Below are 23,096 nucleotides of genomic sequence, written 5' to 3'. Positions count from 1 at the left end.
GATAGCCTCCAAATTGATGCACCCGCAACATTGAGTCGAGATGGCTGATTACTACCCGTTGATCGCCCGTGCCATCGCCGGACTGGACCCCAGTGCTCCCGGTGAGCAGCGGCGCGCGCTCTATGAGCGCGCCCGCACGGCTCTGATTGCCCAGTTGCGCAGTGTCGAGCCGCCCCTCAGCGAGTCAGAGATCACCCGCGAGCGGCTGTCGCTCGAAGAGGCAGTCCGCAAGGTCGAATCCGAAGCGGCCCAGCGCGCCCGCGACGCCTCGCGGCCGCCATCGGATGGCAAGCCGCGCGCTGGCGATGCTTTCCGTAATGCCGGGTCGCGTGCCGGTGCCACGCCGGCCGAGCCGTCGCCGCGCGGCCGTCAGCCGATCACGCCGCCGCCGCCGTCTCCGCGTGCCCCGGAAGAGCCGCGTCCGCCGCGCACCTTGCGCGTCGATCCGCCGCCGATTCCAAAGCAGCAGTCGCCCAATGCCGGTGCGCAGGATCCGAACGGTCCGCCAACCCGCGAACGATCAGGCACGCCGCGCCGCTCCGATAACAACACGCCGCCGCCGGCCCGCAACGATCGCGGCGACCAGGGCGATGCCGCGATGCGCGGTTTCCGCGACGTCACCGCCGATGTGGACGATCTCGGCCGCGCCGCTGCGCAGGCCAATCGTGCGGCGCGCAAGACCTACGCCAACGTGCCGTCGCCGACGCCGGAATTCGATCGTCTCGAACCCAGCATGGAAGCGCGTAGCGAGGCTTTCGGCTACGACGAGACAGCTTACGATGAGCAGGCCGGCGACGAGTCGCAGGTGCCACCGTCGCGCATCAAGGATTCCAAGGGCAAGAAGGCGAAGCCGCCCAAGCCTCCGAAGCCGAAGCGCGTTAGTGGCGGTTTCCCGTTCAAGACCGCGCTTCTCATCGGCATCGTGATGATCCTGATCGGCGCCGTGATTCTGGGATGGCCGACGATCAACAAGATGGTGCGCGGTTTCGCCGGCGGTTCGGCGCCCGTCGTCACCGACAACAAGGATGCGCCGCTGGCGCCGCGGCCGAAAATCGCCGATCGCGTCGGTCAGCCGTCCTCGTCGGATCAGATCGCGCCGGTTGCACAGCGCGTCGTTCTGTATGACGAGGATCCGGCTGAGCCGAAGGGCCGGCAATATGTCGGCACGGTGGTCTGGCGCACCGAGCAGATCAAGGGCACCGGCGGCAAGCCTGGTGACATCGCCGTGCGCGCGGACATCGAGATTCCGGAACGCAAGTTCAAGATGACCATGTCGTTCCGCCGCAACACCGACACGTCGCTGCCCGCCAGCCACACGGCCGAACTGACTTTCGTGCTGCCGCCCGATTTCGCCGGCGGCGGTATCGCCAACGTTCCGGGCGTGCTGATGAAGTCGAACGAGCAGGCGAGGGGCACGCCACTGGCGGGCCTCGCGGTCAAGGTCACCGACGGCTTCTTCCTGGTCGGTCTCAGCAATGTCGAAAGCGATCGCGCGCGCAACCTGCAGCTCCTGAAGGAGCGGTCATGGTTCGACATCCCGCTGGTCTATGCCAACCAGCGCCGCGCCATCATCGCCATCGAGAAGGGCTCGCCCGGCGAGCGTGCCTTCAACGACGCCTTCGCGGCCTGGGGCGAGTAACTTCTAAGAAGCCACACACTGTCATTCACAGGCGCACCAATTGGTGCGCCTGTGGGCGCGCTCTTGCGCGAACCCGGAATGACAGCTGTTGAAAGTGCCAGCTACTTGCAGCCGAAACTCGCCGCCTGCGTCACCGCTCCGCCATTCCACACCGTCCGCAGCGGATAGACGCAAGCCGGATAGCTCAACTTGCTGTCGCGCGACGTCAGTGCGATTTCGCCGGGAGCCACACCCTTCTCGACCCAGTCCGTCAGCGCGGTGAAGAACTGATCCTGCTCACGCGTCGGCGTCTGGTTGGCATTCCCCGGCAGTTTCGGCAGCGGCACAGAATCGTTCTGGCCGCCCACGGTATAGGCGCGGCCCTGCGAGCTGTGGGCCGAGCCGGGCAGCAGATACATCCGCATGAACTTCTGCACCTCGGTATGACCGCCCATCTGTGCGGCGACGCGCTCGTGATAGTTGACATTGCCGGCGGGCGGGATCGCGTCATCGACGAGGCCGCTATAGACGATGATCTTGCGGCCGAGATCGCGCAACTTGCCGAGATCCGCATTGTCGGTGCCGAGATTGCTAAACAAAGTGGGCTGCAAAGCGAGGTTCTTGCTCACCGTATCGACCAGACCGGCATAGCTGAGCTCCTGCCACTTGTTGCGTTCGGTGCTCGAGCCGTTGTTGAACGGAATGTCCGACGGGTTGGTGGCGCTGGCGTCGGCGGCATAGCGGACGTCCTGCAGGGCCAGGGCCACGCTGCCGGCGGCTGTACCGGTGATCTGGCTGCCGATCGCCGTGGTCCTCGTGAAGGCCCACCACACTTGCTTCGTGCCGAGCGCCTTGCCGCTGCGGCTGTCGGAGCTCTGCGCGGCGTCGTAGCTGCCATCGGGCGTTGCGCCGAACCAGATCCTGTCGAGCGCCATCGCTTCCTTGATGCTCATACAGGTTGCCGCATCGGCATTGCTGCCGGTGACGCCCTGGCCGGCCTCGCCGCTGCAGAGGGCCGCGGTATCGCGTGCGGGATCGTAGTCGCAGGCGAACGGATCGAGCAGGAAGCCGAGCCCGGCCTTGTCGCAGGCGGCGAGGGCGCGCTTGTTGGCGGCGTTGATCTTGGCGGCGAAGGCGCTGGCTTTCGGCTTGTCGAGTGCGGTGAAGCCGAGCTCGGTCTTCATCACGATCTGCGGATACAGCGCGGTCGTGCCGAATTGCGGGATGTTCAGCGCCGGCTGCGCGATCATGTAGCCGTCATAGAGCTCGGGATAGTCCTGAGCGATCTTCATACCCTGCCGGCCGCCCTGCGAGTGGCCGTCGTAATAGGTGTAAGCCGGCGCCTTGCCGTAATAGAGCGTGGCGAGCGCTTTCGTTTTGACGGCCTGCTCCACCATGGCGCGGACCGAGAAGTCGCGAAACCCTTCGGTATTGATCTTGCCGTCGGAGAGAAAGGTGAAGGAGCCGTCCTGATACCAGGGTTGTCCAGCATCGGTGGTGCCCGAGGCATAACCCATATTGGCGTTGACGAGGGCGGGCACCTTGCTGCCGATCTTGTCGGCATCACGATGGCCACCGCCGACCCAGCCGCCGCCGCCGTAATTGCGGATGCGCGTATTCCAGTTCGCCGGTGTTGGCAGCCAGACCTCGATGCCGATGCCCTCGGACCAGGAGCGCGCAGCCTTGTCCTTTTCCGCCGTGAAGCCTGGCCCCACCAGAAGCTTCACAAGGCACATATCCGCCGCCATGGTAATCGGGCGAGGCGAATCCTGTGCGATCAGTTCCTCGCCCTTCTTGATCGCCCGCACGGCCACCACGGTGGTGGCCTCATCCGGATGAAATGCGGTCTTGATACCGTCGTCGCAGGCGAGCTGTTGTGCGGAAGCGGGGGCGGTGGTGCCGCATAGCGCAGCAAACAAGGCCATCGCCGTCACGATGGCACGCGCGCGGTTATCATCACGGATGATGTGGGGGGCTGTCGACATGGCGTTTCCCGTCTGTTTTATTTTTGAGTTGGGGTGAGTTCTCCTCACTTCGCTTCTGCGATCAACTACCAAAACGATGTCGGAACGTAACATTATGTTAAAAAAGGTCCCGTGGATTGGGCCTACAGCGATGTGATTTGACCCCGTATGGTTGCCTGCTATCCACAATGATCCGCTCTTGAACCCCTTCTGCCGCCATGGACCCCCCGCATGACCACGCGCCGACAGGTGATGAAGCTCGCCGCCTTTGCTGCCAGCCAGACCGCGTTGATGGGCGCGGTGCGTGCCGAGGGCGGTGTCGATCTTGGCGCGGCCGTGTCGGCTGCGCTCCCCTTCGCGCAACAGACGCCGATGCGTATCGGCGCGGCGGCGTTGCGCGTCCGCGACCTCGGCAAGATGCGGATCTATTACACAGACCTGCTGAAGCTCGATACCATCAGTGCGGACAAGACCGAGGTCGTGCTCGGCGTCGATGGCGTGGCGCTGTTGCATCTGATCCATCGGCCCGATGCGCCGCTGGAAGCGCAGACCACCGCCGGGCTGTTTCACACCGCGTTCCTGATGCCGAGCCGCGCGGACTTCGCGCGCTGGCTGGTCCATGCCGCGCTGGCGCGCACACCGTTCGACGGCTTTGCCGATCATCATGTCAGCGAAGCGTCCTATCTCACCGATCCCGAGGGCAACGGCATCGAGGTCTATTCGGACCGGCCGCCGTCGGCGTGGAAATGGACCGGCGACATGGTGACCATGGGGACCGACCAGCTCGATATCGACAATATCGTGGCGCAGACGGACACGACCCGCGATCAATATCACACCGCGCCGAAGGCGCTGCGTATCGGCCACATGCATCTACGCGTCGGCGATGTCGCGCGTGGGCGCAATTTTTATGAGGGTCTGATCGGCATGGAGCCGACGCGGCTTGGCCGGCCGGGTGTCGCATTCCTGTCGTCAGGTCGCTATCACCATCACATCGGCATCAACACATGGCAGAGCGCTGGCAGCGGTCCGCGCAATGCGCAGGAGACCGGGCTGGCCTGGTTTTCGCTCCGGATTGCCGATAATGCCGTGATGGCCGACCGCAAGCACCGTCTTGCGGCGGCGGGTCTGTCAGGCGAGTCGATCACAGATGGCATTGCGATCGCCGATCCCTGGGGCACTCAGGTGCGGCTCGTGAAAGCGTAGAATTTGAAACTCGTCATTCCGGGGCGCGCTCTTGCGCGAACCCGGAATCCCGAAATGTTCTAATTACATCCAGATTCCGGGTTCGCGAACGTCACCTGACGGCGCCGCTTCGCGACCCGGAATGACAGCTTCAATCGCGACAGGCCTACGCCTCAGCCAATTCGAAATACCGCGGCGCGTCGCGCCAGCCATGGGCTGCAGCGTGGAGCGCCTTGGCGCGATAGTCCAGTTCGAGATCGCAGAGCATGCCGCGCATTTCCAGATCGCTCTCCTCGCGGGCGAGGCGGTTGCAATCGTCCGCGCGATCTCTGAAATAATTTTCTGACATAATCATCGGTATCGTTTTCCATCGGCTTCGATGGAACTTCGCTGTCCGGTTTGGCGAAGACGTGGCGGCATGCCATCAAATACGTGGCAGTTCCCGCTTTTCGCGTTGCGAAAGATTGCGCAGCAATGCTACGGCGCGCCGTTCGCGCCTGCGGTCACGGCGTGCGACACGAGCGCATGGGCATCAGTGATGCCGCCGGCCGCATGGCGCACGATGGTCTCCGCCATCATCGCCTTCGTCGCCGGCGTACGATGCTGTACGGCGATCTGCTGCACGGCGATATCCAGCACCTGGCGCAGCGTGGCCACATAGTTTGCGTCGAACTTCGGTGTCGGGTCGGTTGTCATGATACACTCCGTCGTCTCGAGCTGCGCGGACCATGCTGACGCATTGGGGCGTATCTTGGTCCGTGCGATGAAACGTCGATGACGGCTAGTGACATTGTTTTGAAGTTAGAGCGTTGAACCTTCATGCGGTGTTGCGCGACATCCCGCCACGCGCAGTATGACTTGCGCATTCGAATAAAACGCAGTGCAAAAATCTTCAGGATTTGTGAAACCGGCGTGACATCGCGTGCACATTCGCGCGATCGATCACGATGCGGCTTTTCTGAATGTGGTGTTTAACTGACGCTAGGTCATTCTTTCGCAGGCTTGCGGCGTGACACTCGCGCCTAGCGTTCCTGCATGATGCTGAGCGGAATGTTGACCTCGCAGCTGAGGCCATCGGGATCGAAGCGCAGGCGTGCTTCGCCCTGCAGCTGCCCGGGCAGCGCCTGTTCGATCAGACGGCTGCCGAAACTCTTCCGTGACGGTTCGATCACCGGCGGTCCGCCGCTTTCGTTCCAGCGCAGGATGAAGCGCTTCGGCGTATCCTGCGTCGTTGACCACGAGATCGTGACCCGGCCGGCCGGCGTGGACAGCGCGCCATATTTGGTGGCGTTGGTGCAAAGCTCGTGGATCACCATTGACAGCGACATGGCAGGCCCGGACGAGATGGCGAGGGTGTCGCCGGTGATCGTGAACTGATCGAGGCTCTTGGATTGGAATGCGCGCACCGCGCTCTCGATCAGCGAACGGCAGCTCGCGCCGGTCCAGGTCTCGCGGATCAGCAGATCCTGCGCCACCGCCAGCGCCTGCAGGCGATCGCCGATGGTCTTGGCAGCTTCTTCGAGGCTGCCGGCCGTGCGCAGGCTCTGCGATGTAATGGCCGACACGATGGCAAGGGTGTTCTTGACGCGGTGATGCAGTTCACCGATCACCACTTCCTGCAGCTTGGCCGCGATGGCGAGCGCCTGCGCATCGACGCCAGCCTTCGCGAGCAGTTCCTTGAGATAGTCAGGCTCGTTCTCGATCGAGCGCGGCAAAGGAATGGTCATTCCCCGCAGTAACAGGTTGGTACGGTTCCGTACATTGCAAAGGTTGGGCTGTATGGGACGGGAAGATGCCTCTTTCTATGCCTGATGGTTCCGGCGAGATGGTTCGATCCTTCCGCCCTGGCGCATGCTAGCCTCGTGCACATCACCCGGAGGTTTCATGGAAAAACCGCTCAGGACTGCGAACGAGCTGGAGGATTTGATCAAGCAGCGGACGATCCACCTCTTCGGCCCCTGGCCGAAGGCGATGACCTTGTTCGTGTTTGAGGAGCGCATGGGCTGGAATGTCAGCATCAGTTCCGCCGACACGGATGGCAACGCGTTCTATCGCAGCCAGGCGTTGGGCACGGCCCTGGTGCTGCAGGACAAGTTCAATCTCAGTCAGCCGGTTGCCAGCTGACCTGCCTATGTGCGTTCAGAACGGGGCGCACGCGGTCGCCGGCCACGGTCCGGTATTCCGCAAAGAACGGCCCGCCATGTTTGAAACGCGCCGCAGCGCTCCGCTTATGGCTCGCTGCTTACCGCAGCGAGATGGCGAGGCCCGAGAGATCGGCATTGACCATCAATCCGGTCTGGCGACCGCTGAGTTCCAGCAGCGCGCCTTTCTCGTTGGTAAGCACGATGGCGCTGACGCCGCGGCCGACGGCAGCCCCCGCGCCGCCTGCGCCATAGACGCCGGCCACATCGCCCGGGCTGTTGATGCGGCTGACGCGGCCGGACAGATAGGTCTGCGACGCGCCGAACACCAGGCCGGCGCTCAAGCCGCCGATCGACAGCGGATAGGTCCGGCCGCGAAAGGTCAGCGTGCCCGAACCGCCCGACGCGCCGATGAACCAGCCGCCCTTCAGCACATTGATGCGGATCGTGCCGCTATCGGCGAAAGCCGCGGAGGACAGGCTTGCGCCGATCAAGGCGAGGGCGGCGACGAGGGTGGTGCGGAAAAGCGAGCGCGACATGGGGGTGTCCTCCGAGGAATGATTCGTTGGCGCAAGGCGAGGCCGGCACAATCCAGCAAAATGGTTGCGGGGTCCATGGGCTCGCGAGCGGCGATGGCGCTGCAATTGACAAATGCAGGCCCCGCAAAACACACTCGGCCATGGCCAGGACCGTCCTCTTCCTCTGCACCGGCAACTACTATCGCAGCCGCTATGCGGAAGAACTCTTCAATCACCTGGCGCGCCGCGCTGGTCTGGACTGGGAGGCGACGTCTCACGCCCTCGCCATCGAGCGGGGCAGGGACAATGTCGGCCCGATGGCGCGACAGACCATCGACGCGCTGACCGTCGATGGCATCTCGCCCCTTGGCGCGTCGCGGATGCCGGCGGTCTGTACGCATGATGCGCTTGCAGCGTCCGATATGGTCGTGGCCGTGAAGGAGGCCGAGCACCGTGCTTTGCTCACCGAGCGCTTTCCGGGCTGGGAAGACCGCGTGACCTATTGGCACGTGCATGACATCGATGTGGCGCCTCCCGACGTCGCGCTGGGCGAGCTGAAAGCGCTCGTAGAGGCCTTGGTGCAACGGCTTGCGAACGTGCGAGAGGGCAGCTGTGCCGGCACTTAATTGATGCTGTGAAAGAACCACTTCACCAGCAACACGCCGCTGCCGACCGCCACCACCGCGATCCCGTAACCGGTCAGGATGTCGCCCTGCGTGCCGCCAAATGGCCACAACGCGGCAACGCAGAGGCCGATGGCGAATGTCAGCATGACGTAAAACAGAATGCCACGCTCTTCCGGCTTCGACGCCAGCGCCTGCATGATGAATTCCAGAAGGGGACTTGGCTCGGACATCGACTACGGCTCCTCGTCCGATGAGACGCGGGAGCGGCATGTCGGGTTCAATGATGGCCTGTGCCCGGTTCTGGACCGGAAAGAGCAGCAGATCGAACGGCTTCGGTCCAACAGCGACGAGTTCGGGCGCCTCGCTTGAGCTCGCGCCGATCGTGTCCAGGCCATCATTTTTGAATGAAAACTGCACGTCCGCGCGTCGATTGCACAAGAAGCCAAGGAAAACTCAACGGCAATTCAAGGTGCCTACAAGGCTTTCCGGCCCGTACGCGCGCATTCTGGCAGTGCTTTCAGGAGCAAGGCCACGGATGGCCCGAACAATCGGAGGAAGGTCATGAGGATGATCGTCATGGGCGGTACAGGTCTTATCGGACGCACACGAACGCCTGATGCAGGTGCACGTCCATGACCAAGCCTCACGATCGTTCGAATGACCCGGTAGCCGCATCTGAGGCGCCCCAGGAAACTCCGTCCCATGCCGAGCGGCGTTCTGCCGGTGCGGAGATGTCCCGCGTGCTCGGGACCACACCATTCCACATGGCTTTGGATTCCTCCGGTGCCGGAATCACCCACTGGAAACATGAGCCATTGCACGACGTCGTCGAGCCCATGACCCATCACGTCATCATGGCTTACAACGGTTCGATGCAGCGCATGGAGCGGCGGTCAGGAAGATCGGTTGCGATTGGAACGTTTCGTCCCGGTGTTGTGATCATCATTCCAGAGGGATCAAGCTCCCGATGGGATATTCCGAAACCTGTTGATGTCGTTCAGCTCTATCTTCCGCACAGAATACTCGAGCGCGTTGCCCACGAAGCCGACATCGCTGCTCCTGGCGACCTTCTGGAGCGAACGGCGCATCCCGATCCCATCACATCGCGGTTGCTCATAAGTGCGGCGGACGTGCTGGAGGGCAATGCGGCCCTGGATGCCCTGTTCAGGCAGCAGGTGACGGATCTTCTGGCCACGCGCCTGCTGGCTGCGCACACCGGCGCGCCAACGACGTTCCAGCAGACCATGGGTGGGCTGGCGCCGAAGACGCTGCTACGTGCTATCGAACGTTTGCGCTCGGACAGCGATACGGACGTCTCTCTCTCCGCCCTGGCCTCGGATGCCGGCCTGTCGCGCTTTCACTTCTGCCGTGCCTTCAAGGAAAGCACCGGGCTTTCGCCACATGCCTGGTTGCGCCAACACCGGCTCGAGCAGGCCATGAACATGCTACGCGACACCGACGCATCGGTTGTGTCGGTGGCTGCGGCGCTTGGCTATGCCTCGCAGACAGCCTTCGCAGCGGCGTTCAGGAAGCTGACCGGAGAAAGTCCAAGCGATTGGCGCCGACGGACGCGTTAGCCGCAATCTCTCGACAGGTACGTCAATCGCTCTGGGGCAGCTGTAGATCCGATCCGCTAGATCATCACCGTGCCCACGCCAATAACGGACGGAGACAGACAATGGCCTGGAAGACCTTCGTCGACCCACTTGCAATGATACCGCGACGGAGAGTCGTCACGAGCTCTCTGATATATGGACTTTCACTGACCATTCGACTGACGACATCGACGGGCGAAGAGGCCGAGAAGCCAGCGCAGACCGCGCAAGACAGCACCCCTTCGTTGTCCATCATCGTAAGCGACGACATCCAGGTTTTGAACGACCGGTCGCTGACGTCCGCTCAGCCGATCATCTTTCACCGTGACCGGCCGCTGGTTCCGCGGATCTGCCGCGCCGAATGTGAACGTCCCATGCAACTGGCGTCGATGCTGGACTGTACCCCGCCATAGGGGCTCACTTCGTCGTTTCCCTTCTTCGCGTCATCGTTGATTGCAACAAATTTGCCGCAGGTGAGAAGCGGCGGCGGTGACGCGCGTACTGCCGAGCAACTTAAACCCAAGGAGAAAATCACATGCGAATAGTCATCATAGGCGCCGGCTTCGCCGGCATGTACGCCGCATTGTCCGCAGCACGCCTGCGCGACATCAAGGGCGTTTCGCCCGAAGAGCTCGAGATCGCGCTGGTCGCACCCGAGCCGACACTGGTCATTCGCCCGCGGCTCTATGAGCCGAAGCCCGAAACCTTGACGGCGCCTTTGCTGGATGTTCTCAAGGCCGTCGATGTCGTCTATATCAAAGGCAGCGCCGAGGCGATCGACACAACGTCCCGCACGGTGCAAGTCGCGACCGCCAACAATAAGCGACAGTCGCTCTCCTACGATCGGCTGGTCGTGGCGACTGGAAGCCGGTTGTTCCGCCCGAATATTCCCGGCCTCGCGGAGCATGGCTTCAGCGTCGACAATCTCGACGATGCGATCGCGCTCGACAAGCATCTGCATAGCCTGGCCGATCGGCCGGCATCGAACGGACGCGACACCATCGTCGTAGCCGGCGGCGGCTTCACGGGAATCGAAGCGGCGACCGAGATGCCGGCGCGGCTTCGCGCGATCCTCGGCAAGGACGCCCGGCCGCGCGTCATCATCGTCGAACGAAACAGTGCGATCGCTCCCGATATGGGCGAGGGTCCACGTCCCATCATCGAGGAGGCGCTGCGCAAGCTCGGTGTGGAGACCCGGCTCGGTGCCGGCGTTGCCTCGCTGGATGCATCCGGGATCACACTGTCCGACGGCGAACGTATCGAGACCGAGACCGTGATCTGGGCGGCAGGCATTCGCGCCGCGCCGCTGACCACGCAGATCCCCGCCGAGCGCGACAATTTCGGCCGGCTGCTGGTCGACCGCGATTTGCGCGTACCCTCGGTGCCCGGCGTCTTCGCTACTGGCGATGCTGCCAGAGCGGCCAGCGACGATGTCGGCAACTACGCGCTGATGTCGTGCCAGCATGCGACGCGGATGGGCGCCTTTGCCGGCAACAATGCCGCCGCCGAATTATTGCGCATGGCGCCCAGGCCATATCACCAGAAGGCCTACGTCACCTGTCTCGACCTTGGCGAAGCCGGCGCACTGTTCACGCGCGGCTGGAATCGCAAGGTCGAGATGGTTGGCGACGTCGCCAAGAAGACCAAGCAGGAAATCAACACCGTCTGGATTTATCCGCCGAAGCCCGAGCGTGCTGCCGCTCTCGCCTCGGCCGATCCGGAGCATGTGACCGAAGTCTAGCCACCCCACACAAGAAAGAACCGCGCTCCATGCAGGAGCGCGGCCAGCTCTCACGATCAACCACGAGGACCCACAGATGACACAGACGATTCAAGCCACTCGGAAAAACACCTCGCAAAATACCCAGAAGGAGAAACACATGAACCTTGATACGACATCAGCCCCCGCCAAGTCGGGGCGTAACGAACTGGTTCCGTCGCGCTATGCAGTGAAGATCGGCGACATCGACGTGCTGGTGGTCAGCGATGGCGTGCTGCCACTCCCAACCTCCATGTTGGGACATAACGCAGACCCTGCCGTCCGGGCCGCCTGGATGCGTGACATGTTCCTGCCGCCGGACGCTTTCGACTGGCCGCTGAACGTGGTCGTCGTGCAGAGTGGCGAGCAGACCATTCTTGTCGACGCCGGGCTGGGATTGGACCCGGACCTACATTTGCCGCGGGCCGGACAACTGATCCAGCGATTGGCAGCTGCCGAGATCGATCTTGCATGCGTCACTGATATCGTGCTGACGCATTTGCATATGGATCATATCGGCGGACTTCTCGTCGAAGGGGTGAAGGATCAATTGCGTTCGGATCTGCGGATCCACGTCGCTGCCGCCGAGGTCGAATTCTGGAAAGCGCCCGATTTCTCTCACACCCAAATGCCGCCGGGATTCCCGGACGCGCTGCGGGCGACCGCCAAGCGGTTCATGGCCGAATATGGAAAGCATTTCCGGACATTCACGGACGAGCACGAACTGGCGCCGGGAGTCATCGTGCGTCGGACCGGCGGCCACACGCCCGGACACAGTGTCGTCCGCTTGGCATCCGGCGGTGACGCGCTGACCTTCGCCGGCGACGCCGTGTTCACGGTCGGGTTTGACCAACCCGATTGGCACAACGGTTTCGAGCACGACCCCGAAGAAGCAGCGCGCGTGCGGACCCGTCTGTTGCGGGAGCTGGCGGCCAGCGGCGAACTATTGGTCGCGACCCATCTGCCATTCCCGTCCGCCGGCCACGTGGCGATCGATGGCGATGCGTTTCGCTGGGTTCCGATCTCCTGGGACTACTGATCGCTTGCCGGGTTAGGACCGGGGCGCGTTCTCTTCGCTAATGAGTGCGCGCCCTGGTTTTAGCGGCGCCGATTCAGAAGAACTGCACAACAGTAGCGGGACCAAGCCGCGTCATCTTGGCGAGAAAGAGATTGAAAATGCAGAGTGAAAAGGTCGTGATTGTGACGGGCGGCAGCTCCGGCATAGGGAAGGCGGCGGCGCTGCGCTTCGCAAGGGAAGGCAACAAGGTGTTCGTGACCGGCCGCCGTCCCGGCCCTATCGAAGAAACGATTGCCGAGCATGCGAACATAGCCGGCATGGTGGCGGATGCAGCCTCCGCCGAAGATGCCAAGCGCACAATCGCCAAGACGGTCGATCTTTGGGGCAGGGTTGATACCTTGGTCAACAATGCGGGCGCAGGTGCCATCCTTCCGCTGGCAGACGCGACAGCCGATCGGATCAGGGACATTTTCTCCGTCAATGTGCTCGGCCCAAGTCTCCTCGCCTCTGCTGCTCTTCCTCACCTAAAGGCAACACGGGGCACGATCGTTAATGTCTCGAGCACTTTCGGTCACAAGCCGGTGGCTGGACTGTCTCACTACGCCGCCAGCAAGGCGGCCTTGGAGCAATTGACCCGCTGCTGGGCGCTGGAGCTTGCACCGCTCGGCATACGCGTGAACGCCGTGGCGGCAGGGCCTACGGAATCAGGCGCGCTGACGGGCATGATGGGGCTCTCCCTGGAACAGGCTGCGGCAATCAAGGAACAGGAGCGTGCGCGCATACCGCTCGGGCGGCGCGGCGTTCCTGACGACCTGGCAGAATGGATCGTGAGGCTTTCGAGTCCCGCTTCGGAATGGATGACGGGCCAGGTTGTTGCTATCGATGGCGGCCTGGGACTGGCTTAGTTGCAGTTGACGTTGCGGACAAACGTGAGCTGGTCGCAAAAGTGCGACGCTGCTAGCTGGTGTTTTCGAATGATGCATCGATCAAAAAAAGGCGGTCCGTAATTGGGCAGACCGCCTTCTTTATTCATGGCTTGAACGTGAAATCCGGTCCGATAGCCACCTCAGCCGGAATGGGCGGCAAATCGGCGAAGAGTTCCGGATGCTTCTTCATGACATTCAGGATCGGCTTGGCGTCGATATTCTTGTTGACGTCAAAGGTTGCCTTGAGCACGCCGAGGCGCTGAAGCCGGTCCTGTGCGCTCCACATTGCCTTGTAGCTGTTGGCCGACAGACGCCGGTCGAGCTGCTGGACATTGAATTCCATGGCGGCTTCGGCGATCTCCGGCTTCAGGCCGGGAATCCAGCGGGTGCCGATCTGCGCGGCGGCCTTGGGATTCTTGCGCATCCACTGGTCGGCCTGTGAGGTCGCGGCCAGGAATTTCTCCGTCGTCTCCGGATTCTTCTCGACCCAGGACCGAAGCGAGACGACATAGCCGAGATAGGCGATGACATCGCCCCCGCGGATCACTTCGAAGGCACCGGGGACGTCTTTCTGCGCGATGATCGGCCACGGATCCCAGCCGGAAAACGCATCGATGCCCTTGGCGAGCAGCGCGACAGTCATATCCGGCGGCGGCGTGTTGACCAGCTGAACGTCGTCGGGCTTGAGTCCGGCCTTCTCCAGCAGCGCCAGGATGTAGAGATGGTTGATGGTGCCGAAGGAGGTCGCAATCTTCTTGCCCTTGAGGCTCTTGAGGTCACCCTTGACGATGCCCGATCCCTCACGGGCAATGATCGCCATGGTCGCATCCGAACCGGATTTGGTGGCGCTGCCGCTGTAATTGCCGAGCGCCACGAGATCCATGCCGCGCAGCACGGCGCCGATCATCGGAACGCCGACCTGCAGGATCTCGGTCTCGCCAGCCTGCAGCGCATTCAGCGCATCAACGCCGGTCGCGTAGGGGCGTGCGATGGTGACATCGAGGCCCTGCTTCTCGAAATAACCGCGCTCCAGTGCCACCGGGATCGCCAGCATGTCGATGGCACTGACCATGCCGACATTCAGTTTCGTCAATGTCTGCGATTGTGCGGGCACGCAAGCCAGCATCACAGCCGTTAAGGCCCATAATATGCGTTTCAAAATCAGTCCTCCTCTTTGATTGGCCTCACGCTCGTGACCCAATAAGGCCGGGCAACCGCGTTGAGGTCCGTTCGTTTCACACCCCTTAGTCCGATGGAATGATCGTCGGCTCCGGCGATCCGCCCATACTTCTGAAACGCCAGAACGTGAAAACGCTCCGGCGTAAACGGCATATCGATCTGGATATTGACCTTGTCGGACGCGCCGGCGAGCTCTTTGGAGATTTTGCCCGGCGCCTCGATGCTCAGCCAGCCCTGAAACGCGGCCCACACGGCAATGACAGCGAGCACCACACGCCCGCGCGTCGAACGAATGACATCTCGCGCGATACTCATGCAGCTCGCACCATTTGCAGCACCTGCGCCGATAGACGCTTGAAGGTTTCATCCTCGATCAGTTGATCCCAGACGCGCGGACGCGGAAGATCGACCTTGATCTGATCGAGCACGCGGCCCTTGGACAGCACGACGACGCGGTTGGCGAGGAACACGGCCTCTGCCACATCATGGGTAATGAAGATGACGGTCGGCTTGCGCTCCTGCCAGATCCGCGTCAGCTCTTCCTGCAGTGTCATGCGGGTCTGCGCATCGACGCTGGCGAACGGCTCGTCCATCAGCAGCACGGCCGGATTGTTGGCCAGCGCACGGACGACACCGACGCGCTGCTGCATGCCGCCGGACAGTTCGTTCGGGTAGCGATCCGCGGCATGCGAGAGGCCGGCGAGCGCGAGATATTCTCGCGCGGTACGATCGCGCTCGTCCTTTGGCACGCCGCGCATCTTCGGGCCGAAGCCGACATTCTCCAGTACCGTCTTCCACGGGAAGAGGGCGAACGACTGGAAAACGACGCCGCGATCCGGACCTGGCCCCTTGACGAGATTGCCGTCAATCAGGATTTCACCACCCGTATAGGGGATGAAGCCCGCGATCATGTTCAGGATCGTCGTCTTTCCGCAACCGGAGGGACCGACGACTGAGACGAATTCGCCCTGCTCGACATCAAGCGAGACATCCTGAACGGCGGTGACCTGCGATCCCGCATAGGGATCGAAATAGGTCTTGCGAAGGTTTTTCAGCGACAGCGTTTTCATGACGTAACCAATCCCCACCGCTGGCCCGTTGCGCGCTCGATCGGCGCAAGGATCCAGGCATCGACGATGTACCAAAGAATTCCGAGAACGATCATGCCGAGCAGGATCTCGACCGTTGAGCCGGCACGACGTGCATCGAACATCATGAAGCCGATGCCGCTGGTGCCGACGATGATCTCCACCGCGATCAGCGCGCGCCAGCCATAGCCGAGGCCGTTACGCAGGCCGGTGATGATATTCGGCAATGCACCGGGCAGCGTCACTTCCCACAGCACCCGCATCGGCGAAGCGCCGAGGCTCTGCGCCGCACGGGCCAGATCGCGATGTACCGACTGCACGCCGAGCACGGTGCTCAGCACGATCGGAAACAGCACGGTGTAGACGATGACAAAGGTCATGGTGGTGAGGCCGAAGCCGAACCAGATCAGCAGGATCGGCAGCCACGCAATGTCGCCGATGGCCTGAAAGAACAACAGCACCGGCCAGCAGATGCGATGTGCGAGGCGGCTGGAACCGATCAGGATGCCGAGCGGAATACCCAGCGCGACGCCGATGGTTGCGCCGAACAGCAGCCGGATCAGACTGTCCTGCAGATAGTCCGGCAGAATTCCCTTGTAGGTGAGGGAGATGAACGACCGCATCACATCCACCGGCGCCGGGAAGAAGGCGCGGGGAAACATGCCTGAATTGGCTACAATGCTCCAGATCGCCACCACGGGAATAAACGGCACGATGGTCGCGATGATTGGCCACCGATGCGTCGCGCGGACGTAACCGCTCCAGAATTTTAGTGCAATGTTCATGTGCGCCTCACCAGTCCCCATCGCTCGATCGTCGCGCGTTCCAGCGGAACGAGCAGCAACCGGTCGATGAACAGCCACAGCACGCCGATGACGATCATGCCGAGCACGATCACTTCGGTGCGATAGAAGTCACGGGCGACGAACAGCATGTAGCCAAGTCCGACATTGGTCGCGATCATTTCCGCCGCGATTAGGCCGCGCCACGCGAAGCCGAGCCCGGTGCGCACGCCTGTCACGATATTGGGGAGCGCACCCGGCAGCAGCACTTCGGTGAGCAACGCCCATCGTCCGGCACCGAGCGAGGCGGCCGCATTGCGGATCGTCATCGGAATGGTGGAGACACCGAGCAGCGTGTTGTAAGCGACCACAAAGAAGACCGCGTTGAAGATCACGAAGATGATGGCGCTGAAGCCGTAGCCGAACCACAACGTTGCGATCGGTATCCAGGCGATGCCGGCAAGCACGGAGAAGAAGCGAAACAGCGGTGTCAGGAACGCCGAGACCGCAGGGCTCACGCCCATGGCGATGCCAAGCGGAACAGCGACGAGCACGCCGAGAAACGTGCCCAGTCCGACACGCAGCATGCTCGCGCCGATATGGCGGATGAGTGAGCCATCGCCGATCGCGGCAACCGCTGCTTCGGCCACCGAGCCGACCGACGGAAAAATCCGCGGATTGACATTGAACAGCGGGACCACGATCGCCCAGATGGCGACGAGCACCAGCAGGGGCGCCACGAACAAGGCTGCGCCCACCAGCGAGTTCACGCCGCGCCAGGCGACGCGGGACCGCACTTTTTGACCGGGCGCAACGAGCACGCGACCTCCCTTTGACCAGCGTTCTGGCCGCTTTATTTTATCTGCGAGGCTCTCGGCTACGCAGTTTGGTACTCAAATCTCGTCTGCGAACGGCGGCACTTTGCCGCCGTCCTGGTCACGTCACGGCATATCCGCCGTCGATGACGAGGATCGTCCCCGTCACGAAAGATGCCGTTGGCGAGCACAGATAGAGCACGCCGCCCAAGAGGTCCGATGGTTTGCCCCAACGGCCCAAGGGCGTGCGCCCCAAAATGACCTGACTGCGCTCCGGGCTGGCCTGCAGATCGGTTGTCAGCGGCGTGGCGATCCAGCCCGGCGCGATCGCGTTGACGCGAATGCCGTCATTCGCATAGGCGATCGCCAGCGATTTCGTCAGTTGCGCAATGCCGCCCTTGCTGGCGGCATAACCGGGAACGAGACCGCCGCCGAAGAACGACAGCATGGATGCCAGATTGACGATCGCGCCTTTGGAGCGTGCCAGCAGTGGCCGCGCGGCGGTGCACATCCGCATGGTGCCGTTGAGATTGATATCGACCACCGACTGGAAAACCGCGGGGTCGAGTTCTTCGCTGCGACGAATGACGCCGGCGCAATTGACGATCACGTCGAGTTCGCCGAGCGAGCCGACAAGGGACTTGATCGCGCTGTCGTCGCGAACGTCGAGCTGATGCGCCTGAGCCTCGCGCAACACCGAATCCGAACGCGCTCGCTCGATCTCCGCAGCATTCACGCCGGTCGCGATGACCTCCGCGCCGGCCTCAACGAAGCCGCGCGCGAGACCCGCACCGATCCCTGACGTTCCACCCGTCACCAGCACGCGTTTTCCCGCGTACCAGATCGACGCCCATGCGGCCGACGGCATCTCCTCGATCATGTTGGCACCGTCTGCCATCAGCGCACGAACTGGTCGACGTAGTCACGGCCAAGGCCGACGGACTCGTAGTGGGCGCGGCACATATCGATCTTGGTGAAGACGTCCTCATAGCCGACGTGCTTGTTGTTCTCATCGAGATACAGCATCGATCCCTGGATGTTGAAGAAGGTGATCATCTCCGGAACGTCCTCTGGGACGATCAGCGTGTGGATCTCACCCGGAGGCTCGAACACGTAGGAGCCTTCCGTCGCCACCCACTGGTGTTCGCGGTAGAACCATTTGCCGCGCAACACGAAGCCATGCACCGGATTGGGATGCAGATGCCGCGATAGTACGCCGGCGCGTCGTACGCGCAGCAGATTGCACCACTGCCCCTGTCGTGTGTTCAGCATCAGTGGGCGAAACCAGACATCCGGCGCCTGCGGCACCCAGACGCGCTCGTCCTCGGGAATAGCGACGATGGCGATTTCCGGCGATGCAAGAACGTGCGTCGATCCGATCATGTCACGATACATGGGGCTTCCTCTTTCTTTTTTTCGTCGTCGCGGTTGAGACCCGCGTTATGCCTTCAGGCGTCGCAGTCGCGCGACGCTTCGAGAGCTTGAATTGCGTGTAGTCGAGCACCTGCTCCATGGCGGTCTTGGCCTTCTTTGCATCGCCCGCGGCAATCGCGCGTGCCGCGGCCGCGTGGTTTGGCAGGTTGTCTTCGAACCAGCCGGGGCTGCCGACCGCGACAAGAAACACCGCGCTTAGAATAGTATCGATGGCGCCGCGAAAACCTTGCAACACAGGGTTATGCGTCGCATCGAGAATGGCGAGGTGGAATGCCTTGTCCGCCTTGATGGCGCTTTCCTGATCGTGCGAGGTTTCCATGCCGACCAGTGCGGCCTCGATGCGCAACCTGTCCTGCTTGGTGCTCCGCGTTGCCGCGAGCGCCGCTGCTGCCGGCTCGATGATCAGTCGGACTTCCTGAATGGCCATCAGAAGATCGCGGTCCGGTTCGCCGCCGCCGACCAGCCATCCCAGCACATCGCGATCCAGCAAACTCCAGTCTCGGCGCGGCAAGACGTGCGTACCGTAACGCGGACGCACGCTGACCATTCCTTTCGCAGCGAGGGTTTTGATCGCTTCCCGGATGACGCCGCGCCCAACACCGAAGCGCGCCTCCAATTCCGGCTCGGGGGGGAGGGTCGCGCCAATCGGGATAATATCCTGCGCGATTTCGCAGCCGAGCGTGGTCAAGACCGAATTGATACGGCCTGGCTTGCTTCCCCGCTCCAACGATTTCGTAGGACTTCGTGCCACGAGTGTTCTTCCCCGCTTGTTTCGTCAGTGGCCTATCTCACGTTTTCGGAGCAAATGCAATCATCCGATGTTTAACATCGGATGATTGCATTTGCGGTGCACAATGCTTTGCCCGATCGCAATTCGAGTTTGAAATTCATGGCATAGCGGCCGCGATAGATGGCCGGCCCATGCCAGCGCGGGGCCGGTTGTTTTTTCCGGGAACGAGATTGGCTGTTCCACCGTTTTCAGAGACACCGGGCCGGTTCGGTTCCAGCAGGACCAGCTTTCTTTGGCTCGGGAAAATCAGGAGAAAGCAAATGATGTCCGAAACTCAAGTCCACACCATTGCCCGACAGATGCTTGATCGGCACGGCGCCGTGGCCATCGCTCATGCCGCTCAGAATGCACTGACATGCGAGCAAAAAGGTCAGGTGGAAGAAGCCAACGAGTGGCGCCACGTGAAGGATGCCATGAAGATCATGCAAGGCCCGCATCAGAGCTGAGGTTGTCAGCAGACGCCTCGGCGTCTCACCACGCGTACCGCACCACGCCCTTGCCGGCGTAGCTGCGCGTGACATCCGAGAACTCGCCTTCAAAGGTGCCGGCGACGGTCCAGCCGTTCGTCCACTTCATCTCCGCGGATGCGGTCGTCAACGCAGCATCGCTCGCCTGCGCCGCGCCGTTGACGAAGAAGCTCGCACCGGGCAGCGTCTGGAACGTCGCCGAAGCGTAACGGTCGCTATTGAAATCGTGCGCCCATGCGACGCGACCGCGCAGCGTCAAGATCGCGTCCGTCACGGCAAACGACTTGTCAATGCGGAAGCCGAGTTCGCTGCGGGTGCTGGTCACGGTCTTGCCCGCATAGGCCAGTGCGAAGGTGTTGGCGCCGCCGCTGGCAGTCTCTGCATAGGATGGCAAATCGAGTGCCGTGACCTGCGCCGCGGCATAAGGCGTAAAACCGACGCCGCCCAGCGAGGACATCAGGTAACGATTGCCACCTTCGACGCGACCCGAATAACTGTTGGCATTGAACTGAGCGCGCAGCCGATCACCGCCGACGACACGATCGGTGGTGATATCCTGCCAGCCATAGGCCGCGGCTGCTGTGATGTAAGCTGATCCGACCGTATGGCGCACGAACGCACCCGCCTGGAACAGGTCGCTGCGGCCCGAGCCGCCGTTGGCTACCGAGAAGTTGGTGCCGCCGCCAGCCAGCGAGAAGCCCGCCAGCGTATTTGGTGAGAACCAGTAGTCGGCGCCGACCGCAACGCCGCCGATGCTCGACCGGGTGTCGCTCGAGCCGACCACCGTGTTGCCATCGGTGTTGCGCGAGCCGCCGAAGCCCGCCGCCCACACGTTCCAGCGCGCCTGGAACGCGGGCGCCATCGGCGGAGCCTTGCGATAGATCGCGGCCAGCGCATCGCTCGGAGCGCGCTTCGCGGCGTAGGCCAATGTTTCGTCCGCATACCCCGCCGCGCCGGCCTGCGCCGTGCCGCGGCCTGCGGTGAACGGATCGGTCATCACGCCCATGAACTGGGTCATGGCGTCGAAAGTGGTCTGCTGGGCGCCGGTGGCTGTCTCGCCGGATCCTTGCGACAGGCCGCTTGCTGACATGTTGGCAAACACCGCGGGAATGCCGCCGGTGGTGTTGAAGAAATTGGTCAGCGCGTTGCCGACGTTCCGCTGATTGACGTTCAGGCTGCCTGGAATGGCGAAATTAAGTATCAAACCAAGATAGACATTATAGGCGTCGTAGCTCAGCGTTGAACTGAAGTTTGATGGTGCATTATAGGTGGACACCGAGGAAGAGAAAGTGCCGCTGACGCCGCCGGTCGCGGTGAGGATCTTGTACGTCTTTTGCACATAGGCGCCGTCGGCGTACACGACGAATGCGGTTGCGCCGCCAAGTGTGGCCGTGCCGGTGACATTGGCAAATGTCGACGTGCCAGGCGTGACGGCAACTGTATAGAATGCACCGGACTGGAACGCGAGATTGCCGGTAATCTTCGTTGATGATCCCGGTACGGTGAGATCACCGGCAGACATCACGAAGGAAATCGTGCTGTTGCCGCCCGTCACGGTGCCGGCGCCGCTCAGGTTGGAGAACGTCTGGTTGAAGCCGTTCAAATCCACGGTCGCGCCGGCTGACACGTCGACTACTCCAAAAGGTCCGAATGCGCCGGCAGATCCGGCCCGCAACGTGCCGGCGCTGACATAGGTCGTACCCCAGTAAATGTTCGTCCCCGCCAGCTCCAGGGTGCCGGCGCCGGTCTTGGTAAAGCCGAAGCCGTTCCCGAGAGGCCCGACCACGTTTGAGATCACGCCTTGCAGGACGGTCGTCGTTCCCGCTGCGATATCGAAGTTGGGATTGCCGTTCGTCACAAATGTGAGGTTGTTGGCTAGCGTGGCATTGGCGGTGACGGCCAACGTTCCGCCATCGAACATCTTGATCTGTTTATTGCCGCTGCCCAGGTTAGTGCCGCTTGTAATGGACAACACGCCGGCGTTGATGTTGACGTCACCGCCAAACGTGTTGGCTCCGGACAAGATCAGAGTGCCGGTACCCGTTTTCGTGATTGCACCCGAGCCGGTAATCATTGCAGCGAGCGTTGCGTTGGTCGATTGGGCGAGGGTGAGCGAGCTGCCCCCGAGGTCGATATTTCCAACGAGGCCATCGGTCGGATTGCCGAGCGTCAAGGTGTTGGCGCCACCTGCGAAGCTGATCGCATTTGCCCGTGTGATGCCGTCACCATTTAGTCCGCCCTGGATCGTGCCGCTGTTGAAGATCGTAATATCGGTACCGGAAATACCGGCCCCCCCTGCGCCGTTGGCGCCATTGCCGGCGCCGCCCAGGCCTCCGGCGCCGCCCGCGCCGCCGCTCAACAGCGAGCCTGTGTCCACATTCACCGTTCCGCCGGCGGCGAAAAACGCGCCGGATCCGCCGTTACCGCCCGAACCGCCGAACCCGGTCGCGCTCGATCCGCCGGCACCGCCGGCACCGGCAACTCGCTGGGCACTTAATGAGACATGGTAGGTGGCATTTCCTGACAACGCTAAACCGGCACCGCCCGTTCCGCCGCCGCCGCCGCCTCCGCTGCCGTTTCCGGCACCACCGTTACCTCCGGCGCTTCCCGTGAAGCCTCCGCCACCCGTGGAAACAGACGTGCTGCCGTAGTATATATTGAAGCCGCCGCCGCCGCCCGCACCGCCGTCTCCCGCGGCTGCACCGGCGGCGCCATCTCCCGCAGAAGCGTTCGCCTGGATCGCCCCCGCTCCTCCCGCGGCACCACCACTTCCAGCACCGCCAGCGCCGCCGGCTGTACCCGGTCCCTGTGCGTTCCCTCCAGATCCGCCACCGCCGCCGCCGCCGCCCCCACCTGCATTGGCAGAGCCGAAAATTCCGGGATCTCCCGTTCCACCCGACAAATCATCGGCGCCGCCGCTGCCTGCCCCTAAAGCGCCCGTTGCTCCTTCTCCGCCCGTACCACCATCCGCGCGCGCGGGAGCGCCGCCGACGCCGGTGGCGATCGCCACGATGCACAACGACAGCCACATCGCGGTGGTTCTCAGAAAAGCGCTGCGAAGCGGCAAATCCTTGTGGGTGAGCTGCGCCGTTTGCCTTGTCGTCGAACCGAACTCGAACTTCATAACTTAACTCCAAAACGCCAGTCGCATTTTTTTTCGACAGAAAGTCCCGTCAATCGCCTCGAAAACA

General features: G+C 62.5%; 25 protein-coding genes. 10 read left to right on the top strand and 15 right to left on the bottom strand.

What is annotated here, in order from left to right; all coding sequences use genetic code 11:
- Positions 1-40: 40 nt before the first annotated feature.
- A complete protein-coding gene (locus tag AB8A38_RS12900) occupies positions 41-1,639 on the top strand; it encodes a hypothetical protein (protein WP_439086226.1) in 1,599 nt (532 codons plus the stop codon).
- 101 nt (positions 1,640-1,740) lie between these two features.
- Here the strand turns inward: AB8A38_RS12900 and AB8A38_RS12895 are convergent, their stop codons facing one another.
- A complete protein-coding gene (locus AB8A38_RS12895) occupies positions 1,741-3,603 on the bottom strand; it encodes a tannase/feruloyl esterase family alpha/beta hydrolase (protein ID WP_439086225.1) in 1,863 nt (620 codons plus the stop codon).
- A gap of 210 nt (positions 3,604-3,813) precedes the next feature.
- Between AB8A38_RS12895 and AB8A38_RS12890 the strand changes: the two genes are divergently transcribed.
- On the top strand, positions 3,814-4,788 hold the full coding sequence (locus AB8A38_RS12890; RefSeq protein ID WP_315840911.1) for a VOC family protein: 975 nt from the start codon (positions 3,814-3,816) through the stop codon (positions 4,786-4,788).
- A gap of 145 nt (positions 4,789-4,933) precedes the next feature.
- On the opposite strand, the gene AB8A38_RS12885 is transcribed toward AB8A38_RS12890, so the two are convergent.
- The 3 genes from AB8A38_RS12885 to AB8A38_RS12875 form a co-directional block, all read right to left on the bottom strand.
- Positions 4,934-5,122 (bottom strand): hypothetical protein, encoded by a 189-nt coding sequence (locus AB8A38_RS12885; RefSeq protein WP_068731284.1) that lies wholly within the window; start codon positions 5,120-5,122, stop codon positions 4,934-4,936.
- A 122-nt stretch (positions 5,123-5,244) separates the two neighbouring features.
- On the bottom strand, positions 5,245-5,463 hold the full coding sequence (locus tag AB8A38_RS12880; RefSeq protein WP_068731389.1) for a hypothetical protein: 219 nt from the start codon (positions 5,461-5,463) through the stop codon (positions 5,245-5,247).
- 326 nt (positions 5,464-5,789) lie between these two features.
- Positions 5,790-6,494 (bottom strand): sensor histidine kinase, encoded by a 705-nt coding sequence (locus AB8A38_RS12875; protein WP_315840913.1) that lies wholly within the window; start codon positions 6,492-6,494, stop codon positions 5,790-5,792.
- A gap of 157 nt (positions 6,495-6,651) precedes the next feature.
- On the opposite strand from AB8A38_RS12875, the gene AB8A38_RS12870 reads away from it, so the two are divergent.
- Entirely contained in the window at positions 6,652-6,891 is a 240-nt protein-coding gene (locus tag AB8A38_RS12870) for a hypothetical protein (RefSeq protein WP_315840914.1), read from the top strand.
- Positions 6,892-7,009: 118 nt separating this feature from the next.
- Here the strand turns inward: AB8A38_RS12870 and AB8A38_RS12865 are convergent, their stop codons facing one another.
- Positions 7,010-7,447: a hypothetical protein gene (locus AB8A38_RS12865; RefSeq protein ID WP_068731288.1), complete on the bottom strand. Its 438-nt coding sequence runs from the start codon at positions 7,445-7,447 to the stop codon at positions 7,010-7,012.
- 140 nt (positions 7,448-7,587) lie between these two features.
- Between AB8A38_RS12865 and AB8A38_RS12860 the strand changes: the two genes are divergently transcribed.
- Positions 7,588-8,052 carry a low molecular weight phosphatase family protein gene (locus AB8A38_RS12860; RefSeq protein WP_439086224.1) on the top strand — a complete coding sequence of 155 codons (465 nt, stop codon included), beginning with the start codon at positions 7,588-7,590 and terminating at the stop codon, positions 8,050-8,052.
- Here the strand turns inward: AB8A38_RS12860 and AB8A38_RS12855 are convergent.
- A complete protein-coding gene (locus AB8A38_RS12855; RefSeq protein ID WP_315840916.1) occupies positions 8,049-8,282 on the bottom strand; it encodes a hypothetical protein in 234 nt (77 codons plus the stop codon). The two genes, AB8A38_RS12860 and AB8A38_RS12855, sit on opposite strands and share 4 nt — an antisense overlap.
- Before the next feature lie 402 nt (positions 8,283-8,684).
- Here AB8A38_RS12855 and AB8A38_RS12850 point away from each other — a divergent pair, with 402 nt between their 5' ends.
- The 5 genes from AB8A38_RS12850 (at position 8,685) to AB8A38_RS12830 (ending at position 13,329) form a co-directional block, all read left to right on the top strand.
- Positions 8,685-9,629: a helix-turn-helix domain-containing protein gene (locus AB8A38_RS12850; protein WP_315840917.1), complete on the top strand. Its 945-nt coding sequence runs from the start codon at positions 8,685-8,687 to the stop codon at positions 9,627-9,629.
- A gap of 101 nt (positions 9,630-9,730) precedes the next feature.
- Positions 9,731-10,060, top strand: a complete 330-nt coding sequence (locus AB8A38_RS12845) for a hypothetical protein (protein ID WP_315840918.1) — start codon at positions 9,731-9,733, stop codon at positions 10,058-10,060.
- A gap of 122 nt (positions 10,061-10,182) precedes the next feature.
- Positions 10,183-11,388, top strand: a complete 1,206-nt coding sequence (locus AB8A38_RS12840; RefSeq protein WP_439086223.1) for an NAD(P)/FAD-dependent oxidoreductase — start codon at positions 10,183-10,185, stop codon at positions 11,386-11,388.
- A gap of 139 nt (positions 11,389-11,527) precedes the next feature.
- Positions 11,528-12,445, top strand: coding sequence for an MBL fold metallo-hydrolase (locus AB8A38_RS12835; protein ID WP_315844347.1), 918 nt, complete (start codon positions 11,528-11,530; stop codon positions 12,443-12,445).
- A gap of 137 nt (positions 12,446-12,582) precedes the next feature.
- On the top strand, positions 12,583-13,329 hold the full coding sequence (locus AB8A38_RS12830; RefSeq protein ID WP_315840920.1) for an SDR family NAD(P)-dependent oxidoreductase: 747 nt from the start codon (positions 12,583-12,585) through the stop codon (positions 13,327-13,329).
- Between the two features lie 124 nt (positions 13,330-13,453).
- Here the strand turns inward: AB8A38_RS12830 and AB8A38_RS12825 are convergent, their stop codons facing one another.
- The 8 genes from AB8A38_RS12825 to AB8A38_RS12790 form a co-directional block, all read right to left on the bottom strand.
- Positions 13,454-14,509 carry an ABC transporter substrate-binding protein gene (locus AB8A38_RS12825; RefSeq protein ID WP_439086222.1) on the bottom strand — a complete coding sequence of 352 codons (1,056 nt, stop codon included), beginning with the start codon at positions 14,507-14,509 and terminating at the stop codon, positions 13,454-13,456.
- A gap of 2 nt (positions 14,510-14,511) precedes the next feature.
- A complete protein-coding gene (locus AB8A38_RS12820) occupies positions 14,512-14,844 on the bottom strand; it encodes a hypothetical protein (RefSeq protein WP_315840922.1) in 333 nt (110 codons plus the stop codon).
- Entirely contained in the window at positions 14,841-15,599 is a 759-nt protein-coding gene (locus tag AB8A38_RS12815; RefSeq protein WP_092138834.1) for an ABC transporter ATP-binding protein, read from the bottom strand. Before AB8A38_RS12815 ends, AB8A38_RS12820 begins: the two co-directional genes overlap by 4 nt.
- Positions 15,596-16,402 (bottom strand): ABC transporter permease, encoded by an 807-nt coding sequence (locus tag AB8A38_RS12810; protein WP_439086221.1) that lies wholly within the window; start codon positions 16,400-16,402, stop codon positions 15,596-15,598. Before AB8A38_RS12810 ends, AB8A38_RS12815 begins: the two co-directional genes overlap by 4 nt.
- The gene (locus AB8A38_RS12805) at positions 16,399-17,220 is read right to left on the bottom strand and encodes an ABC transporter permease (RefSeq protein WP_439086220.1); all 822 of its coding nucleotides are present in this window, start codon (positions 17,218-17,220) and stop codon (positions 16,399-16,401) included. The genes AB8A38_RS12810 and AB8A38_RS12805 overlap by 4 nt, the downstream gene beginning before the upstream one ends.
- A gap of 115 nt (positions 17,221-17,335) precedes the next feature.
- Entirely contained in the window at positions 17,336-18,112 is a 777-nt protein-coding gene (locus tag AB8A38_RS12800) for an SDR family NAD(P)-dependent oxidoreductase (protein WP_439086219.1), read from the bottom strand.
- Positions 18,112-18,609, bottom strand: a complete 498-nt coding sequence (locus AB8A38_RS12795) for a 2,4'-dihydroxyacetophenone dioxygenase family protein (RefSeq protein WP_315840926.1) — start codon at positions 18,607-18,609, stop codon at positions 18,112-18,114. The genes AB8A38_RS12800 and AB8A38_RS12795 overlap by 1 nt, the downstream gene beginning before the upstream one ends.
- Complete coding sequence (locus AB8A38_RS12790; protein ID WP_439086218.1) at positions 18,599-19,336, bottom strand: FadR/GntR family transcriptional regulator; 738 nt, start codon at positions 19,334-19,336, stop codon at positions 18,599-18,601. Before AB8A38_RS12790 ends, AB8A38_RS12795 begins: the two co-directional genes overlap by 11 nt.
- A 362-nt stretch (positions 19,337-19,698) precedes the next feature.
- Between AB8A38_RS12790 and AB8A38_RS12785 the strand changes: the two genes are divergently transcribed.
- Positions 19,699-19,884: a hypothetical protein gene (locus AB8A38_RS12785; protein WP_170849737.1), complete on the top strand. Its 186-nt coding sequence runs from the start codon at positions 19,699-19,701 to the stop codon at positions 19,882-19,884.
- Positions 19,885-19,909: 25 nt separating this feature from the next.
- Here AB8A38_RS12785 and AB8A38_RS12780 read toward each other — a convergent pair whose 3' ends face one another.
- Positions 19,910-23,029, bottom strand: coding sequence for an autotransporter outer membrane beta-barrel domain-containing protein (locus AB8A38_RS12780; RefSeq protein ID WP_439086217.1), 3,120 nt, complete (start codon positions 23,027-23,029; stop codon positions 19,910-19,912).
- Between the last annotated feature and the right edge of the window lie 67 nt (positions 23,030-23,096).

Source organism: Tardiphaga sp. 839_C3_N1_4, assembly GCF_051811045.1.
Classification (GTDB): Bacteria; Pseudomonadota; Alphaproteobacteria; order Rhizobiales; family Xanthobacteraceae; genus Tardiphaga.
This window is presented reverse-complemented; position numbering and strand designations above follow the sequence as displayed.